Genomic DNA, 17587 nt, shown 5'->3' on the forward strand with positions numbered 1-17587 from the left:
TATCGCTCAACTTTATTGATTTATCGCCCAACTTTTTCAGTTTATCGGACACTTTTTCAAATTTATCGACATCTTACGCTCCTACAAACAACACAGCCTGTCCAATCGAAATAAAAAAAGCTTCATGCTGTATTGGGCTGTTGTCTTCAATTTGCAGGGTAATCTCAAAATGCGTCTCACAAAAGACAGCCTGCCAGCGTGCAATCGGTTGATCGTCAAGAGAAAATACGGACCAGTCCTCCATTTCCTTGTTCAGATTTATTTTTTGGACGTCATCCGTAATGATTAAATCAGGAATCATAATTTGCCAGCCATCATAGGCAATCATATACTCTTTGCCAGTGACGAAATCCTTCCCTTTAAAATGCACTCGGCCACGACGCGACACCTTTTTACATGTGAAAAGTGGCTGACCAGTGACATCACTGACATCGAAACGTACAAAATAGCGATAATCCATTGTGCGGTCAAACGCCTTTTTCAATCCATTCGAATAAACACGTTGAACAGTAGACGATACTTCGCCTGCTTCATTTAAAATTGCGACTGACTCTGTTGACTCAATGGCAGCTGGTTGTTTATATGTATAAATCTTCAATCCGTTCGCTCCTTCATTCAGTTGCTTCCTATAAACTAACATAAAATAAGCGCCAAATACAAAGGTTGTATTTGGCGCTGAAATGTTTATTTAGTTTGCTTAGGTACTTCGACTGTAAATGCTTGGAACTTCACTTCTTTTAGGGATGACTTATCGAAAGGTATTTTTGTTTCAACACCATCTTTATCAATTTGTACGCCACCTCCGCCTGAAGGAAGCATTAAATATGGGGTAATCGTTAATTTTTGAACATCGTCTGAAATCGGATCAAAGGACTTGGTACTACTAAAGTTCCATACATCATTATCGAAATGACCTTCTCCGCCACCTGAATGCGATGTAATTTCCTTGCCATTCTGATCGGTAATATGGAATTCTATAAACGATGCACCTACTTGTGAATTATCAATTGAGCCCTTTTCAGTAGCTTTATAGTCAAGTGCGATACCTGATGGGCTGAATGAAATTTTGGACACATCCAGTTGAATGCCCTCTGCTTGTTGCTGATGGTTGACAGGAACATAAACAATATCCGTAATTTTTTTAACTGGCACTTTGAAATCCCATTTTTCCCCTCCTTTGCCTTCCAGCACTAAGCCCATTTCAAAGGAATCTGGCATGTTGTCCTTCACATCAAATGTCGCGATACCTGTACGAACTGTAGGACTTAAAACTTTTTCACCATAGGAACCAGAACTCGCCTCAGGATTTTTACCATTTATAGTGAAATCAAGCCCTGCACCAAAGTATTCATTACTTAATTCCTTTTCAGAATCAATTGTAAATCCTACCGTAATATTAGATTCGTCATAAAGGACTTCATCTACCGTTACTGAAATACCATTAATTGTATGTTTTTCTCCAATAGTGCTCGTTAACCCTTGTTCACTTGCCTGTTTTAACCCAGGTAAACCAGAGTTACCGAATACCGAACCGACAATTGGTAGCTGTGATAATGTGCTTGCGAAAGTTGGCGATACATATGCGGCAGAACCTATCATAATACTAAATGCGGCTGCCGTACTTGCTACATATAATAATGGTTTACGTTTGCTTTTTCTTTTCATTTGTACAGGTGTTTGAGTCATATTTATTTGCTCCTCTGCTTGCTGTATTCCTTTGGTAATTGCTGCTCGCACCTCATCTCTAGGGAATTCTGGAAGGGGTCCGTTTTCATTAAATGACTTTTTCATTGAACGTTGCACTCCTTTCTAATTCTCGCTTTAACTGTTTTTTCCCACGATGCAAATACGTTTTAATCGTGCTAATTGGCTTTTCCATTACTTCTGAAATTTCTTTAATCGGTAAATCGTGATAATAAAATAAAATGATGGCCATTTGCTGAGAATGATTCAAAAGCTGTATAGCATCCGATAAATCGATTGGATTCGCCATAACATTTTCTTGCTCCTGTAAACGATTTAATAATTCACTTTCTTCAAAAGGAATGATTTTCTGCCCTTTTTTTAGCACCCGATAACATTCATGTATTAAAATGCGAAACAGCCATGTGGAGAAAAATTCCGGATGCTTTAGCTGATGAACGGTTAGATAGGCTTTACATGCTGCTTCTTGAATAGCATCCAACGCATCCTCTTTTTGGCCAACATAAGAAAGCGCAGTATAAAACAATTTTTCTTCCTCTAGAATGAGTAACTGCTCAAATGCTTCCTTATTCCCTGCAATAGCCTGTTTGACGATCGATAAGTCATGTTCCATGCTGTTTCCTCCTTTCAATACTTAGAGTAAATAACCCTATCAAAAGGTTTCACTTTGATAAAATTCCTTTAAAAATCGTTCTTTTCAATTGTTGGAAGAATCCCACTTCGGCGTTCCTATCCACCACTCTATTTCGATGTATGTATAGCGCAACTAATATTATGGAATCAAAAAAGTAGACTACTTCACTTAAAGTAGCCTACTAAATTTTTCTTTATTTATCCAATTTAAAAGTAACGTCGCCAACTCCGATTTCTGAGTTGACCTCTATTTTTACATCTGCTTTATCGTACGCTTCGTTTACATAAACCCCTTTGCCTTTAGAAATGAGGCCTTCTATATTTGAAGTGCCGATGCCTTCTTCCGTCGTAAGCTTTACCCCAACTTCTGATGGTAAAATGACAGTAGTTTGCCCAACACCTGTTTCAATATTCGTTTCGAAGCTTTTTTTCCAATCACCACCTAAATTCACTTTGAGATCGCCAACACCCGTGTCAATATTTAATTTTTCTAGCTGCAACCCTTGTAAGTCTAACTCTGCATCCGATGCGCCCGTTTCGATGGAGAGATCCATTGGAATATCTTCATTCAGTTTAATATCCCATATATTTTTTATTTTCCCAATACGTACGCTAGCAGAACCTTTATGTTCAATCGATACTTTTCCTGTTTTGCCGCGCAAGTCATATTTTACTTTTGGTGCTAGTTTATCAATATTGTATTGAGCCGTACCTTCAACCCAATCCTTAGCACCCTTTTTAACTGTTATCTCTCCAATACCAAGTTGTAATTCAACATCCAACTTTTCTGCTTTATCCTTTTCGACTAGGATCGTTTCATCTTTGGTTTTACCTGGCATGACTGAGTTGCACCCCGATATCGCAATTAAAGTGGCGCCTATAACCAAACCAAGTCCCATAAATTTTTTCAATGTAATTTCCTCCCGCTATATAATATTCCAATAAATTCATTATATAGGAATTTTCATTTATAAAAACGACCCTCCGCTTTATAATCTTCTAAGACCTAAGACGTAGTGAGCACTCATCCATTGATATGTCAAAAATGAACCCCGTATGAAAACATCATATTCATACGGGGTAGCTGTTAATAGGTGAAAATACGTGAAGCATTATAGAGAATAGAAGTATTTCCTTCATGATCCAATGCATGTATTACCAATTGAGAAGTAGCTATTTCTGATTTTAGAGACACTGATATTAATTGCGCATCATTCGAATCAACTGCTTTCTCAATACGCTCTGCCCCAGTGTTTATTATTAATTTTTCAACGTTACGATTTCCAATTAATGGAATAATAATGTGGTGGATGTCTTTCAAATAAATGGCATCCATAGTATCTACTCCACTCTGGATATTTTGATCCAGTGCGTAGCCTTTTCCATCATGCTTGAAAATTGAAATACCTTGAAAGCCATTCTCCGAAAAATAGCCAATTCTATACTGATGTATCGTTATTGTATCATTCATTTTAACAGTATTAGGATGGAATGGTCCCCATTTTATAGCATTTTGAATTTCCGCTTCATTTTGTACGTAAACGCGATAGCCAATTCGTTCAGACATATTTCCTAAAATGGCAATAATAATGACGATACATAGTAGCACTCGCCAAAACCATTTTTTCATGAAAGCAAGTAATGCAAAAATAAATAAGAAGACCGTACTAACTAATCCTACTACCATCCAAGGTCGCTTTAATACGCCATAGTCTTTAACCATCCCAGACGTTTCTGGATAAAGATTTGAATCGATAATTGCCGACGTCGTTGATTGGAAATCAGTTTGGAATAGCATTAGCTTTAAACCGATTAACAGACATCCTGATACGACTACTGTTAGGATAATTGGCGTTAACGACGGTGTTCGCCTCTTCGTTTTTTGATTGATTTTTTGAAACGTTTTTACATGACTTTCATGAGAGAATTTACCTTCCTTATACATATTATTGATGGCATTACGAATCTGATCCATATTCGAATCCCTCCTCCAATAGCGTGATGCCAACCATTTGACGCGCTCGCCTTAATCGTGTTTTGACCGTATTTTCTGGTAGCTTTAGCAGTTCTGCAACGTCCTTTATGGAAAACTCTGCAAAGTGAAATAGTAGTAGTACATCTTTGTATTTCGTCGGGAGTTTTTCAATCGATGCCACTAGTAATGCATCCGTCTCTCCCATCAATACTTCTTTTTCAGGATTATTGGAAAGGCTCTTTAATTTGCTCCAATAATCAATGACTTGTATTTTTTTATAACGCCAGCTTGAAAGATAACTATGACAATTGTTAATCGCAATTCGATATAAATATGTTTTGATGGAAGCTTCTTCACGAAATTGCTCCATTTTCTCATAGTATTTAACAAATGTGTCTTGTACCAAATCCTCGGCCACTGTCCAATCTTGTACATATGTATAGCAAACTCGTAATAAATAATCTCCGTACATTGTCATAGCTCTAGTTAAGTGAGCGTCCTTCTGTTCTTTTAACATTTTGCTCGCCCCCTCAAAAGCATTTACAGTTAGACTGATGAACAACGAAAAAGTTTCATGAAAAAATCAAATTTTTCATGAAACTTATATGTTAAAGAGTTTTATTTCCCTCAACTAAAGCTTTTAAGTTAGCGAGAGAAGCCTCGTAGCCGCTCGTATTAAAAGTGACCGTGGTGCCATTTTGTTCTTCCTCTAATCTGATAGCGATCAGTGTTTCTTCTATACCTAAGTAAAACGAAAACTCTCGATTTGGCGTTACATTTTTTATCGTTAACACCATCGGTAATTTTTCTGAAAGCTGATTATGTTCATTCGGCATTATCGAGAAAATTATCTCTTCTCCAGCCTCTAATTTAGGAATTTCCCAAGTTGAATCTGGGGCGTACCATTGCGTCAGCAGCTGCTCCTCTGTAACAGTACGCCAAACTGTAGCAATACTTACATCAATCCAAATCGAACTTTTTACTTTATCCATCATCGCATTCCTCCGTTTGCTAAATTCATGTCTTTTTCTATCATTTTATCCTATTACAGGAATCAATAACTGTTACAGCTTTAATTCTTTGTTTTTAGGTTTTGCTATGCTTTTACGCAACAATCCAAAATAAAAAGCGTGTTTTTGCCAATTGCTTGATCAAAACACGCTTTTAGACTTTTTTATGTTCTACGCATATAAGCACGAACTGTTAGTGGCGCAAAAATGATTACAACAATTGCAGCTCCAATAAGTGAAGCTGACAAATCCCAACCTATTGATCCCGAATTTGAAAGTTCTCTAACGGCCGTGACGAGATGTGAAATCGGATTAATTTTCACAAACCACTGCAGGAAATTTGGTAGGGTCTCGGCTGGAACAAAAGCATTAGAAAGAAATGTCAGTGGAAACAGTACTAGCATGGAAATTCCCTGTACACTCGAAGCTGTACGTGCAATGACACCGAAGAAGGCAAAGATCCAGCTAATAGCCCAAGCACAGACAATAACTAAAAGCCCCGCAAGTACAACGTAACCTAATCCACCTTCTGGTCGATACCCCATGATATATCCCATAGTAAAAGTAAGTACAGTTGCAATTGTATAACGAATCGTATCCGCCAATAGGGCCCCTGCCAGTGGAGCAATGCGTGCGATAGGTAGTGATTTAAATCGATCAAACACCCCTTTATCCATATCTTCCCGCAATTGGACTCCTGTGACGATTGAGGTAGTGATGACAGTTTGCACGAGAATCCCTGGAATGATGACTGGCAAATAATTTTGCACATTTCCCGAAATGGCTCCCCCAAAAATGTAGGTGAACATGAGGGTGAAAATAATCGGTTGAAGCGTTACATCAAATAATTGCTCTGGTGTACGTCGAATTTTTAATACACCTCGATAGGCCATCGTTAACGAATTTCTTAAAGATTGATTGAAGCTCGGCTTCTTTAGTAATTGACTTTTCATACTCTTTCCCCCTCTACTTGCTCAGAGCCTTTGAGTTCTTGGGGAACATTCTCACCGGTAATTGTCAAAAACACTTCATCTAAGGTCGGTTTTTGTACGCTTAACTCGTCAAGCTGAATTCCTTTTTGGCGAAGTGCGATAAGTAAATCAATAACTGCGTCAACATTTGACATCGGGGCCGTAATCTTCCCGATGTCCTGTGTAACTGTAGTTTTTACTTTGAGTATTTGTTCTACGGTTTCACGAGCAACTAGGATCTCCTGAGGATTTTGAATGTTCAAATGTAAAGATGATGTACCTACAGATGCCTTTAGCTCATCGACTGTTCCCTCCGCAACAACTCGGCCATGATCAATAACAGCAAGTCGATCTGCCAGCTCATCAACCTCTTGCAGATACTGTGTCGTTAACAGGACGGTTGATCCTGTATCTACTAATCGACGGATCGTGTCCCACATTTGATTACGTGTTCGAGGGTCTAACCCTGTAGTCGGTTCATCTAAGAAAATCAATGGTGGCTGTGCGATAAGACTGGCTGCCAAATCTAAGCGACGACGCATACCACCAGAGAAATTTTTCAAAGGGCGTTTAGCCGCTTCTGATAAACCGAACTCTTCCAGTAATTCAGCTGCCTTATTTCTGGCCTCTGTACGTCCCAATCCTAGCAAACGAGAGAAAATTATCAAATTTTCCGTTGCACTAAGTGACTCGTCAACAGAAGCATACTGACCAGTGACTCCAATTAATTGACGTACAATGTGAGGCTCTTTCACTATGTCATAACCGAATATTCGTGCCGATCCAGCATCTGCTCGTAGTAGGGTTGCTAGCATTCTGATAGTAGTAGTCTTTCCTGCTCCGTTAGGACCAAGTACACCATAGATAGTGCCAGCACGTACGTTTAGATCGACACCATCAACAGCACGATTTTCTCCAAAATGTTTCATGAGACCGTGTGCTTCAATGGCCCACTCACTATTCGCTAACGAGCTTTTCATTCTATTCACATTACTCATTGTAATTCCTCCTTCGTTTATTACCATCGTTTCATTTTTCTTGAAACAGATGAAAATCACTTTTATAGATGTTATTAATTGTCTATAAACAGATAGTACAACAAGTTTATGAACTGAATGTGAACCGAATAATTTAAGTCATTCATTGAATTTGATCGGCCGTTTTTGAACTCTTCATATTTTTGGTCGTCCTATATAAATTCATTGCACCGAGAGCGACAACTAATGCAACAATATCCAACGCTACTTGATAGCTTGAAAATGTCGTTACCATAAATCCATATAACGAAGGGGCAATAACAATAAAAAACTGATTCAACGTCAAGGCTGCACTCACAGTTAGACCAACATAATGCGGATGCGATTGCTCTGTCACACAAGCGATAAACAATGAATACCAGCCAAGTGCAACGAAGCCTAATAAGAAACAACATAATAGCATCAACATTTTCGCATATAGCATGAACGGCAATATTACTGTTAGAATAACTGCACTAGCCATCACTATCATTAATAAATATTCCCGCTTCTGCGCAAAAAATTGATCGCTAATCCAAGCAATGGCTACCCTTCCAATCATCCCACCGATTAATACAAGGCTTAAATATTGCCCCGCCGCTGTTAAGGAATAACCTCCTTCTTCATGTAAATAACTCATGAAATGGGCAACAAGTATCATTTGTAGGGTCATCATCACAATTCCTACAATGTAGATTGGATACAAATCCTTATTATTTTTTATAGCTTCGAGCTTCTCTTTAAAAGTGATAGAGGTAGCAGCTACTTCTACACGTTTTTTAGGCTCCTGATAGATCAGTAAAAAGAGCAATCCGCCGGCAATAGCTACTAAGCCTTGCACAAGATGTACCGATGTCAGGCTATAATGATGGTACATATATGTGAGAATAACTGATGCTAAGGCCCCACCGATTGGGATGCCTGTTTGTCGAATGCCAATTGCTAACCCACGATGTTTGTCTGGGAACCATCTCACAATTGCGGTGCTCCCCCCTGTTTGTGCACTTCCGTACCATACGCCCACGATTAATAATAAAAATAATAACACTGCATAATTATTGACCAACATGAGTAGTAAAGCAGAGAATCCTAATAAAATGGAGCCCCATCCGATGATTTGTTTCTCCCCTTTTTTATCCATCAAGTAGCCGAACATCATCATCGAAAAAATTGGGCCAATATTAACGGCAGAAACGATAAAACCTGTTTGGAGCGATGATAAATTCCATTCAATTTGATAAAACGTGGCAATTGGTCCCATGCCGTACGTCACAAAAGTTGCCGCAGTTTGGGACAACGTAGCCACTAAAACGATGATCCATTTATAATATGTATTCATAAAAATTCCTCCAATGCTGTTACACTGATTCATTTGTGTAGGATAACTTTATACATCTAAAGTTTACGCCTGCCCAATGAATGCGTAAAATAGAGGATAATGATAGTAGCTATCAAAAAATTTAATAGGTGTGTGAAATACAACATGAACATAGAAGAAATAGCATTAAAAATCGAAATTTTGGAGAGGCAAAATCTTAGTAAATCCGCTGAAATTACGAATTATACTCAATCTGCCTTAACCTCTAAAGTGAAAAAGATGGAGGCTGAAATTGGTCAGGAGATGTTTAAACGTACACCGCAGGGCTTGAAGATTACGAATGTAGGGACACAATATTTAAAATTTTTAAAGCTTATTACACAGGAGTACGATGAATTTTTACAAGAGATTGGTTCGGCGCAAACGAATACAAAAATTAACTTTGGCACTTCCCATACAACGATTAAAATTTATGGCGCATCCATTATGAATGCCTTACAAACAAATGATATTCCGTTAGACGTTGATTTCACTGTGGAATCTAGCACTTCCTTAAATGAAAAAATACATCATACCGAAATGGATTGTGCATTGACGAGTAATCCTATTAAACACTACCCTGAATTAAACTATGACATAATTGCAACAGAAACATTTGAAGTCATTTCGAACAATTCTTATACTATTGATTTTGAGAAACGTTCACCTGTCACACTACTAGTGTTAAGCCGAGGCTGTATGTATACTCGGGCGATGGCAGAGTGGTTAAAAAAGAATCAAGTTCCATTTACGATGAAGGAAATAAAATCGGTAAGTAGTATCCTTGATTTCCTACAAATAGACAATACAATTGCTGTGTTAAATACAAAACTAATTAACCTTTATAACTACTCCAACATTCACTATTACGAGTTGCCACAGTTAAATAAAGTAATAGAGACTGTCTTTATTTACAAGAAGAGCGAGAGTCAACAATGTTCTATCTTTCAATTAAAACAAGTTATTGAATCATTGTTGGAAGACCCTATCGAACAAAGCTAGTACGATAGGGTTCAAATCAATTTATCGGAACAATTTCAAGGTTTATCGCCCTAATTTTTAGATTTATCACCCAACTTTTAATATTTATCGCCCAACTTTTTTAATTTATCACCCAACTTTTAATATTTATCACCCAACTTTTTTAATTTATCACCCAACTTTTAATATTTATCGCCTAACTTTTTTTATTTATCACCTAACTTTTATTTATCACCTAACTTTTAGAATTTATCACCCAACTTAAAATCAAAGAACTGCTAACCCCTGCGAGCCAAAATAAGGGAGTTGAGTCCATGCAGCAACCTGCAATCTAACTAGACTTCCATCCGCTTGGATCGCAAAAACGGAGACTGTTCCCTGATTTCCGTTCAGGGTGTAAAAATGCCGTCCATCTTTGCTCACACCAACATCCATAGGCAGTCCTGGAACTGTACCTATTGGTGTACTGGTAATATGCCCCATTACTGACAGTGCACCATCGGGATCGATTCGATAGGTGGAAATAGTGCCACTTAGAGTATTAGTAATGAATGCAAAACGTTCATCTCTTGTTGTGATTACCCAGCATGCGGTTTTATATCCATTTGGTATAGAGCCACTGATTACATGAAGAATCCCGTCGTTGCTCATTGAATAAGATGACAACGCATTTGAACTTGCTTCAGTAACTAAGAGGATTCCAGAGGATAGAAAATAGGCACCCAATGGACCGTCACCATAAGAATCATTTACGATTGGTTCTGTAACCGTACCGTTTTGATTTACGTTGAAAACGCTAAGACGGTTTGAAGTATACTCGGTTACAAGGAGCTTACTGCCATCACGTGTGAAAAGAACCTGTGCGGGCTCGGCATTGAAAGTGCTGAGAGAACGTGAGGAGCCAGCAATAGGCGTAAGGCGCCCGTGTTCATCTATACGAAAACCCATGATGTTCGATGCATAATTGTTCGCGGCATACCCAACATTGGCAACATAGACAAGATTACCATACACATCTATACTATTAGGCTGAGCACCTCCCGATGGCTTCACGTCCACGAGAACGGGTGCACCGCTGTCACTAATGAGAAAACTGCTAATACTATGGCTGCCTGCGTTCACCGCGAGAAGGAAACGACCATCACGGGATAAGGTTAATGCTCCTTGTGATGTAAGGGGATCGACCCCATTGTTTGGGGTTGCCGCAGAGACTTTCCTTATGCCAGTACCTCTACCATTAGTTGAATAGGCACCCACAAAGGCGAGCATTCCATTTGTGTCCCTGTAAAAGGCAATGACTTGATTCATGACTTCATTATTCGTCATCATGTAAACCATACTTACACTTGCAGGGGAATTTTTGTTCATTTAAACTTTCCTCCTTTTATTGTTTTATATGGTTCTTTTACGAATTCGATTCCCAAAATTAATGTGACAAGTATTATTATTCACTTATCTCACTAACCTATCTTTAATTAATAACACTGCCGAAACAGTTGTCCAATAGTTGTTTTAGCACCTATGGCTGAAGGATGTGCAGCAACACCTAGCTTTTTTCGATGTAATAAAAAAACAACGGCAAAATGAAAAAGCCGTTGTTTTTAGATTGAAATAGAAAAACAAAATGATGTCCCTTCCTCGTTTGAATAGAGTGAATAGCTCACTTGAAGAATTCTAGCGATGTCATCAATGATCTTCAAACCAAGACCCCCGCTTACACGATTTTGTTCAAAGCCAATACCGTTATCAATCATAAAAATCTTATTATCTTTCATTGTTATCTCGAGCTTTGTAGCATTGGAATGTTTCAATGTGTTTTGGAACACATTATCGAACATTCGTTGTAGCCATAGTTCATTACTCGTCCATGTTAAATGTGTTACCTCTGGACGATAGATTAGTTCAATGCTATGCATTCTATATAAATAGCTCCACTTTTTTATCATCATTTCTAACAGTATCGTGAGTTGCACTTCTTCCGACACGATATAAGAATTCTTCATTGTATCTAAGGACTGCAAATTAAATTCATTCGTTAAGCTAGCGATATATTGAATTTGCTCATTCAAAGATTCCACCAATTTTGGTTGTTCCTTATAGTAATCTTCTAGATAAAATAGTTGTAAACGGATCGCTGTTAACGGTGTATTAATGTCGTGTCTTAGCTTTTGTAGTAGCTCTTTTTGTTGCTCCTGCTGTTGTTTTAGCTCTAATTCCCGATAGGTAGTTCGCTCAATTAGGATATTAACTGACTGAATTAACTGTCCAATTTCATCCTCACCGCTAACAACTAATGTACTCGGTATTCTTTCATTACTTGCTAAGTCTCGAATCGTTTTGTTTAGCATATTAATTTTCGTCAGTAATGAATTGATTGATTTCGAAAATAAAAATGCTAGAAAACATAAAGATAGGAAGAACACAATCAGCATCGTTGGATAGGCGAAAGATTCATGGAATGGAGTGCCTTTATTTCTAGTTTTAAAGGCGAATTCATAAATAATAGACATCGACACACTGATTCCTAACAATACGATTGGAACACTGACTATAGCAGTAAATAATAATAATCGATATTTTGTTTTTAATGTCATTTCTTTATGTAGGTATTTAATCGATACCCTTCTCCGTAAATATTTTGTAGGATGGTACCTGATGAATCATTTATTTTCGTTCTGATCTTTTTGATGTGAACATTGATGATATTTTGATTTCGATCTTCAAGCGGCCATAAATAGTCAAAAAAATGATCCTTCGTTAACACCCTATCCTTGTTGTCAAATAAATAAAAGAAGATTTTACGTTCGATTGCTGTTAATGAAATTTCATGATGTATATTATTTTTAAATAATTTACGATGCTCTATATCAATCAATAGATGCTGGATTTGCTTAAATGTCCCATATTGCTGTTCTAGCATTTTCTGCATTCTTAAAAGAAGCTCTCTCGGATCAAATGGTTTTGTCATATAGTCTTCACCAACTGTTAACCCTTGAAGCTTACTCTCTATATCATTAAGAGCTGAAAGAAAAATAATGGGGATATTTAAGCCTAAGCTTTTAATGTTCTTTGTCAGCTGATAGCCATCTTCCCCTGAAAGCATAATGTCCATGATGACTAAATCGATTTGATGGATAAGATTCATAATTTCTCGTCCATCCGTTTTCCATACAACGTCGTAACCTTCACGTTGTAGTATTTTTTGCATCAAATCGCCAATCATTTGGTCGTCTTCTACTATTAAAATCGTAAATCCTTTCATTACCTCGACCTTTCTTTGCTACCAACTTTTGTCTTCATAAATTCTATAGCAAGATTATAAATTTCATCAGGTTTATATAAATAAATACTATGAGTACCACTTAACTCTTTCACTTCTGCTATGTTAATTTGCTCGGCGAATTCTGCATATTTCTGGCGATGGTACTTCGTGAATTCCGAATTTTTATTTTGTTCAGCAATGGCATCTATTAATAATATCGGTGTGTCTTTTGGTTTCGGAAGCTCTTCTGATTTTAAACTATTTTCGTACACTTGTAATAGCTCATTTTTCATATCATCATTAAAAGTTTGTTTAAAGGATAGTGCCTTATAAATTTCTTTTTCTTCCGCAGTTAAAAACGATTGCTTCATTACTTCAGGATTATACACTTTCGAAGGGACTATGCGTTGTAAGCCTATTTTCGTTAGCAAATTCATTCCTTTAACAGTCCATAAATCGACTACTCCCATTTTATGCTCCACATATTGACTTGGCAAACCTATATCAAGCGCAATAATCCCCTTAATTTCTTCAGGGTATTTTTGTGCCCAATAAATCGCTTCAACACCAGAAATGGAATGTGGTACTAATATATAAGGAGGTTTATTTCCACTTTTCAGAAGAGCTTCTCTCGTTTGTACTAAAATTGTATCAATATCTCGTTCGTCCTTCGAGACATCGCTATACCCATATCCCGCTCTTTCAATAACTGCAATCTTCTGTCCTTGAGAAAATTTACTGTACAGCCCTTTCATTTCATAAATGGGTGCCGCAATCCCTGAGCCTGCCATAAACACATACGTGTCCTGACCATCCCCCTCAGTGTAAACATTGATTTTTTGATGATCGACCTCTACAAGTGTTCCTTTAGTATCTAAAAGTTCAGATTCCCTACTAAGCTGATATCGATGATAGCTGAATATCGCCACTAGTCCAATAAGCATGAACGCTATAAAGTAGATGACTATTTTCTTAAACATTTTTTTCATAAATTTCCCCTCTCAGTTGATAATGAAAAGGATAAACAATAAAAATAAATTTTTTGCAGAAAATAAAAAAGCTGTCTAATAAGTTTTTACATACTTAATAGAGAGCTTTCTATCTGTTATTCCACTTGCTCTAGCAAAAGTTTTTGCTGGAGATTACTATAAATACCTTGTTTTTGCATGAGCTGCTGGTGATTGCCTTGTTCAACAATCTCACCTTGTTGGATAACAAGAATTTGGTCAGCATTTTCGATTGTTTTTAAGCGGTGCGCAATAACAAAGCTTGTGCGGCCCTGCATTAAATGCTGAAGACCTTTTTGAATATCGACCTCTGTTTGCGTGTCCACACTGGATGTAGCCTCATCCAAAATCAAAATATCCGAATTTTCTAAAATTTCCCGGGCAATAGCCAATAATTGTCGTTGACCTTGACTCAAGTTCGCTCCACCTGCCTGTACAGGTGTGTCGTATTGTGCTGGTAAATATTTAATAAAGTTATGGGCATTCGCGATTTTCGCCGCTTCTTCTACCTCTTCATCTGTAGCATCAAGTTTACCGAAACGAATATTTTCACGAATCGTTCCAGAGAATAAATACGTATCCTGTAGTACGACACCTACTCTTTGACGGATCGTTGCCATTTTGTAATCCTCGATATTATGACCATCAATCAAAATTTCACCTGCATCGACATCATAAAAACGAGTTAACAAATTGATAATCGTTGTTTTCCCTGATCCGGTTGGACCGACAAGTGCGATAGTTTCACCCGCCTTGGCATGGAAGCTAATATTTTTCAGTACCGGCTTCTCTGGTACATAGCTGAAGGATACATGTTGAAATGACACATCCCCTTTTAAACTTTGACAATCAATGGCATGCTTTTTATCAGCTACTTCCGAAGGTTCATCTAAAATTTCGAAGACTCGTTCTGCCCCAGCAATCGCCGACTGCAAGGTATTTAAAAGATTAGATAGCTGATTCAATGGTCGGAAAAATTGACGCGTATACGTGACAAATGCGGCGATAACCCCAATTGAAACGATTCCTTTTACCGATAACAATGCTCCTGTGCCAATAACAACAGCTAAACCTAAGTTATTCATAAAGTTATTAATTGGGCCTAGTAGACCTGAAGTAATTTCTGCTCGCTGTGCCGAGTTACGGAGATTTTCGTTCTGTTTATGGAACGTCTCAATCGTTTGTTGTTCTGTCCCAAAAAGCGTTACAACCTCCGCACCCGTAATCATCTCTTCAATATAACCGTTCAGCTTCCCTAAATCTCGTTGACGTGCCGCATAGTTTTTACTACTACGTTTGACAATTTGCTTCGTTGTAAAAACAATGAGTGGAATAATAATCAATGTCACGATTGCTAGCTGCCAGCTAAGCGAGAACATGGCAATACTAACACCGATTACCGTTAAGACCGACGATACGATTTGTGTCACACTTTGTGCAAGTGCCGTATTTAAATTATCAATATCATTCGTTACACGGCTCATTAAATCACCGAGTGCTCGCTGATCGAAAAGTCTCAGCGTTAACGTTTGTAGCTTTTTAAATAGTTCCAGTCGTAATGTTCGAATTGTTTTCATCGCCACATGAATCATGACATATGTTTGTAGCCACGTAAAAATAGACGCTACTGTATAAATAACTGCTAGAACAATACCTAGACGAACCGTACCAGCAATGTCCTTTTTCATAATGTATTCATCAACGATATGTCCGATTAAATACGGACCTGCTAAACTTAAAAATGTAGAAGCTACTACAAAAAAGATAGAGAAATAAAGTCCTATTTTTTGCTGCTTCACATATTGCCACACACGATTGATCGTTGCTTTTTGATTTTTTGCTTTCTCAGCTGGCCCAGCCATACGTGGCCCACGTCCAAAATTCATTTGCTTTGGTTGACTTTTACTCATTGTTGTACACCAGCCTTTTGCTGTGAAGCGTAAATTGCTTGGTAGTGATTATTATTTCGCAATAACTGTTGATGTGTACCTTGACCAACAATTTCGCCATCCTCTAATACTAGAATCAGGTCCGCCTGTTGAATAGAAGTAATTTTAGAAGCTACGATAAACGTCGTTGTATCATTATATTGATTGCTAATAGCTTGCTGGACATGTTTTTCAGAGGCGCTATCAAGAGCAGATGTTGTATCATCTAGCACTAAAATGGCAGGCTGTCTTACGAGTGCACGCGTTAACGCTAATCGTTGCTTTTGACCGCCAGACAGATTTGTTGCCCCCTGTGAAAGTTCATGTGCTAAGCCTTTATCCAGTCGGTCCACAAATTCAGTAGCACATGCTGCATCTAGAGCTTGCTGTAATTCCTCTGACGTTGCATCCTCTTTACCAAGGCGGATATTGTTGTCAATTGCACCTGAGAACAGTAATGCTTTTTGGGAGGTAAAGCCGATATGTTTACGTAAAGTTGATAATACATAATCTTTGAGAGGCTTTCCATCCAAGCGTATTTCTCCACTCGTTGGGTCAAATAAACGTGGTAATAGCTTCACTAACGTTGATTTTCCACTGCCCGTTTTTCCGATTAGACCTACCGTTTGTCCCGGCTTTACCGAAAATGTAATATTTTTTAGCACATCCTCAGCCGATTCATAATAACGATAGCTCACATTTTGGAAGTCAATCGCCCCTTGAATTGGCGATGTAAGCGGATTTTCTGCTTCCTTGATCGCTACTTCTTTATTTAAGACGTCTACGATACGCTCCCCTGAAGGAATAGCACGTGCAATTTGCATCAGCACCATGCTAGAAGTCATCAATCCATTTAGTATAATCGTTAAATAGTTAATAAACGCGAGGATTACACCAACCTGTAATGTGCCGGCTTCTACTTTAATAGCCCCAAGCCAAAGCGCTGCTACAATTCCTAGATTGACAACGAACATCGTAAATGGCACGAGCACGCCAACAATTTGCTCGGCAGTAATAAAGCGTTTCGTTAACGTATCATTAAGCCCACTAAATTGCTCAATCTGTTGCGTTTCACGACGGAACGCCTTAACGACACGAATCCCCGCTAAATTCTCCTGAAGCTTCGTATTGACACCATCAATTGCCTCCTGCACTCTACGATACAGAACACCCGAATACTTTGTGAAAAGAAACATCGCAATAATCAATATCGGTACGATCATAAGAAGTATAGAAAATAGCTCACGTGCCGTCACAAAAACAATAATAACGGCTCCAATAAATAGTAATGGACCACGCACAAAAATACGCAATGTCATCATAAACGCGCGCTGAACACTTTCCACATCGCTCGTTAAAATCGTAATAAGCTTCCCTGTAGTAAAAGCATCACGTTCCTTTGCCGAATACGTCATCATTTTTTCATAAAGTGACTGACGAACATCCGATGCAAAATGGATAGCTGCCTTTGAACTATAATAGGAGCAACCAATCCCACCAACAAGTCCGAATATCGCACTCATTAGCATCCATACGAACATTTTCAGCACATATGGATTGTCGCCATTGGCAATACCCGTATCGATCATATGCTGCATAATAGTCGGCTGCAGTAAATCCATCGTTACCTCTAGTACCATTAATAATGGCGCTATCAAGGTGAAAAATTTATAGGGCCCTAAATACCCTCCTAGTTGTTTAATTGCCTGCATTCTTTCGTCTCCGTTCCATTTAAATCAGATT

At 38.1% G+C, this 17587-nt stretch carries 17 protein-coding genes; 1 reads left to right on the plus strand and 16 read right to left on the minus strand.

Going from position 1 to position 17587, the window contains the following annotated elements; genetic code table 11:
- Nucleotides 1-73: 73 nt before the first annotated feature.
- The 10 genes from ACQKOF_RS06780 to ACQKOF_RS06825 all read right to left on the minus strand — a co-directional run bounded on the left by ACQKOF_RS06780 (nt 74) and on the right by ACQKOF_RS06825 (nt 8681).
- Nucleotides 74-598, minus strand: a complete 525-nt coding sequence (locus ACQKOF_RS06780) for a tubby C-terminal domain-like protein (protein WP_427554825.1) — start codon at nt 596-598, stop codon at nt 74-76.
- Between the two features lie 86 nt (nt 599-684).
- On the minus strand, nt 685-1791 hold the full coding sequence (locus tag ACQKOF_RS06785) for a DUF5643 domain-containing protein (protein WP_427554827.1): 1107 nt from the start codon (nt 1789-1791) through the stop codon (nt 685-687).
- Nucleotides 1775-2317, minus strand: a complete 543-nt coding sequence (locus ACQKOF_RS06790) for a sigma-70 family RNA polymerase sigma factor (protein WP_427554829.1) — start codon at nt 2315-2317, stop codon at nt 1775-1777. The genes ACQKOF_RS06785 and ACQKOF_RS06790 overlap by 17 nt, the downstream gene beginning before the upstream one ends.
- 214 nt (nt 2318-2531) lie before the next feature.
- Complete coding sequence (locus tag ACQKOF_RS06795; RefSeq protein WP_427554831.1) at nt 2532-3248, minus strand: toast rack family protein; 717 nt, start codon at nt 3246-3248, stop codon at nt 2532-2534.
- Between the two features lie 176 nt (nt 3249-3424).
- The gene (locus ACQKOF_RS06800; protein ID WP_427554833.1) at nt 3425-4312 is read right to left on the minus strand and encodes a hypothetical protein; all 888 of its coding nucleotides are present in this window, start codon (nt 4310-4312) and stop codon (nt 3425-3427) included.
- Entirely contained in the window at nt 4296-4829 is a 534-nt protein-coding gene (locus ACQKOF_RS06805) for a sigma-70 family RNA polymerase sigma factor (protein ID WP_427554835.1), read from the minus strand. The genes ACQKOF_RS06800 and ACQKOF_RS06805 overlap by 17 nt, the downstream gene beginning before the upstream one ends.
- A 91-nt stretch (nt 4830-4920) precedes the next feature.
- On the minus strand, nt 4921-5307 hold the full coding sequence (locus tag ACQKOF_RS06810; RefSeq protein ID WP_427554837.1) for an SRPBCC family protein: 387 nt from the start codon (nt 5305-5307) through the stop codon (nt 4921-4923).
- Nucleotides 5308-5486: 179 nt separating this feature from the next.
- Nucleotides 5487-6275 (minus strand): ABC transporter permease, encoded by a 789-nt coding sequence (locus ACQKOF_RS06815; protein ID WP_427554839.1) that lies wholly within the window; start codon nt 6273-6275, stop codon nt 5487-5489.
- Nucleotides 6272-7291, minus strand: a complete 1020-nt coding sequence (locus ACQKOF_RS06820) for an ATP-binding cassette domain-containing protein (RefSeq protein WP_427554841.1) — start codon at nt 7289-7291, stop codon at nt 6272-6274. Before ACQKOF_RS06820 ends, ACQKOF_RS06815 begins: the two co-directional genes overlap by 4 nt.
- A 142-nt stretch (nt 7292-7433) precedes the next feature.
- Nucleotides 7434-8681 (minus strand): MFS transporter, encoded by a 1248-nt coding sequence (locus ACQKOF_RS06825; protein ID WP_427554843.1) that lies wholly within the window; start codon nt 8679-8681, stop codon nt 7434-7436.
- A 111-nt stretch (nt 8682-8792) separates the two neighbouring features.
- On the opposite strand from ACQKOF_RS06825, the gene ACQKOF_RS06830 reads away from it, so the two are divergent.
- Nucleotides 8793-9668, plus strand: a complete 876-nt coding sequence (locus tag ACQKOF_RS06830) for a LysR family transcriptional regulator (protein WP_427554845.1) — start codon at nt 8793-8795, stop codon at nt 9666-9668.
- A 246-nt stretch (nt 9669-9914) separates the two neighbouring features.
- Here ACQKOF_RS06830 and ACQKOF_RS06835 read toward each other — a convergent pair whose 3' ends face one another.
- The 6 genes from ACQKOF_RS06835 to ACQKOF_RS06860 all read right to left on the minus strand — a co-directional run bounded on the left by ACQKOF_RS06835 (nt 9915) and on the right by ACQKOF_RS06860 (nt 17556).
- A complete protein-coding gene (locus ACQKOF_RS06835) occupies nt 9915-11015 on the minus strand; it encodes a lactonase family protein (protein ID WP_427554847.1) in 1101 nt (366 codons plus the stop codon).
- A 233-nt stretch (nt 11016-11248) separates the two neighbouring features.
- Nucleotides 11249-12241 carry a histidine kinase dimerization/phospho-acceptor domain-containing protein gene (locus ACQKOF_RS06840; RefSeq protein WP_427554849.1) on the minus strand — a complete coding sequence of 331 codons (993 nt, stop codon included), beginning with the start codon at nt 12239-12241 and terminating at the stop codon, nt 11249-11251.
- Nucleotides 12238-12909 (minus strand): response regulator transcription factor, encoded by a 672-nt coding sequence (locus ACQKOF_RS06845; RefSeq protein WP_427554851.1) that lies wholly within the window; start codon nt 12907-12909, stop codon nt 12238-12240. Before ACQKOF_RS06845 ends, ACQKOF_RS06840 begins: the two co-directional genes overlap by 4 nt.
- On the minus strand, nt 12909-13898 hold the full coding sequence (locus ACQKOF_RS06850; RefSeq protein ID WP_427554853.1) for an alpha/beta fold hydrolase: 990 nt from the start codon (nt 13896-13898) through the stop codon (nt 12909-12911). Before ACQKOF_RS06850 ends, ACQKOF_RS06845 begins: the two co-directional genes overlap by 1 nt.
- Before the next feature lie 116 nt (nt 13899-14014).
- Nucleotides 14015-15826 carry an ABC transporter ATP-binding protein gene (locus tag ACQKOF_RS06855; RefSeq protein ID WP_427554855.1) on the minus strand — a complete coding sequence of 604 codons (1812 nt, stop codon included), beginning with the start codon at nt 15824-15826 and terminating at the stop codon, nt 14015-14017.
- Entirely contained in the window at nt 15823-17556 is a 1734-nt protein-coding gene (locus ACQKOF_RS06860; RefSeq protein ID WP_427554857.1) for an ABC transporter ATP-binding protein, read from the minus strand. The genes ACQKOF_RS06855 and ACQKOF_RS06860 overlap by 4 nt, the downstream gene beginning before the upstream one ends.
- Between the last annotated feature and the right edge of the window lie 31 nt (nt 17557-17587).

The sequence above is a fragment of the Lysinibacillus sp. NPDC093190 genome, assembly GCF_050280425.1.
In the GTDB taxonomy this organism is placed as follows: domain Bacteria; phylum Bacillota; class Bacilli; order Bacillales_A; family Planococcaceae; genus Lysinibacillus.

What these genes read in the sequence shown, in the direction of transcription:
- ACQKOF_RS06785 (WP_427554827.1), bottom strand. Translation starts at nt 1,791, where the DNA reads ATGAAAAAGTCATTTAATGAAAACGGACCCCTTCCAGAATTCCCTAGA.
- ACQKOF_RS06790 (WP_427554829.1), bottom strand. Translation starts at nt 2,317, where the DNA reads ATGGAACATGACTTATCGATCGTCAAACAGGCTATTGCAGGGAATAAG.
- ACQKOF_RS06800 (WP_427554833.1), bottom strand. Translation starts at nt 4,312, where the DNA reads ATGGATCAGATTCGTAATGCCATCAATAATATGTATAAGGAAGGTAAA.
- ACQKOF_RS06805 (WP_427554835.1), bottom strand. Translation starts at nt 4,829, where the DNA reads ATGTTAAAAGAACAGAAGGACGCTCACTTAACTAGAGCTATGACAATG.
- ACQKOF_RS06810 (WP_427554837.1), bottom strand. Translation starts at nt 5,307, where the DNA reads ATGATGGATAAAGTAAAAAGTTCGATTTGGATTGATGTAAGTATTGCT.
- ACQKOF_RS06815 (WP_427554839.1), bottom strand. Translation starts at nt 6,275, where the DNA reads ATGAAAAGTCAATTACTAAAGAAGCCGAGCTTCAATCAATCTTTAAGA.
- ACQKOF_RS06820 (WP_427554841.1), bottom strand. Translation starts at nt 7,291, where the DNA reads ATGAGTAATGTGAATAGAATGAAAAGCTCGTTAGCGAATAGTGAGTGG.
- ACQKOF_RS06825 (WP_427554843.1), bottom strand. Translation starts at nt 8,681, where the DNA reads ATGAATCAGTGTAACAGCATTGGAGGAATTTTTATGAATACATATTAT.
- ACQKOF_RS06830 (WP_427554845.1), top strand. Translation starts at nt 8,793, where the DNA reads ATGAACATAGAAGAAATAGCATTAAAAATCGAAATTTTGGAGAGGCAA.
- ACQKOF_RS06835 (WP_427554847.1), bottom strand. Translation starts at nt 11,015, where the DNA reads ATGAACAAAAATTCCCCTGCAAGTGTAAGTATGGTTTACATGATGACG.
- ACQKOF_RS06840 (WP_427554849.1), bottom strand. Translation starts at nt 12,241, where the DNA reads ATGACATTAAAAACAAAATATCGATTATTATTATTTACTGCTATAGTC.
- ACQKOF_RS06845 (WP_427554851.1), bottom strand. Translation starts at nt 12,909, where the DNA reads ATGAAAGGATTTACGATTTTAATAGTAGAAGACGACCAAATGATTGGC.
- ACQKOF_RS06850 (WP_427554853.1), bottom strand. Translation starts at nt 13,898, where the DNA reads ATGAAAAAAATGTTTAAGAAAATAGTCATCTACTTTATAGCGTTCATG.
- ACQKOF_RS06855 (WP_427554855.1), bottom strand. Translation starts at nt 15,826, where the DNA reads ATGAGTAAAAGTCAACCAAAGCAAATGAATTTTGGACGTGGGCCACGT.
- ACQKOF_RS06860 (WP_427554857.1), bottom strand. Translation starts at nt 17,556, where the DNA reads ATGCAGGCAATTAAACAACTAGGAGGGTATTTAGGGCCCTATAAATTT.